Origin of the sequence: Bradyrhizobium sp. BRP56 (genome assembly GCF_020194035.1) — a bacterium.
Classification (GTDB): domain Bacteria; phylum Pseudomonadota; class Alphaproteobacteria; order Rhizobiales; family Xanthobacteraceae; genus Bradyrhizobium; species Bradyrhizobium australafricanum.
On the sequence record NZ_JADYVV010000227.1, the window covers coordinates 1 to 417 of the forward strand.

Here is a 417-nt window from a genome sequence, read left to right on the forward strand (position 1 = left end):
GAACTCCTCGCGCGAGAACGGCTTGCGCAGGAAGTCGTTGGCGCCGTTCTTCAGGAAGCGCGGGATCAGCGAAGCGTCGGTGTTACCGGAAATGCCGATCACCGCCACCTTGTCGCGCGAGCGCAGGGTGCGCAGGCGGCGGGTGAACTCCACGCCCTGCATGCCGGGCATTTCCTGGTCGACCACGGCCAGGCGGATCGCAGGATGCGCGTCGATCGCGGCCAGGCCCTCGTTGCCGTCAGCGGCCTCGTGCACCTCGTGGCCGTACATGCGCAGCAGGGCGGCGGCATAGCCGCGCGCGGACGGCGAGTCGTCCACCACCAGTGCCGCAATGCGCCGGTTGCGCTCCAGGCGCTGCACCAGCCACACCAGGTAGTCGATGCTGCCCGGCGTGTTCTTCAGCACGTAGTCGATGAT

The 417-nt window shown here is 68.1% G+C and carries 1 protein-coding gene; it reads right to left on the bottom strand.

Annotated features, from left to right (window positions below):
* A partial coding sequence (locus tag I6F38_RS43510; protein ID WP_225164730.1) for a response regulator occupies positions 1-417 on the bottom strand: 417 nt, incomplete at both ends.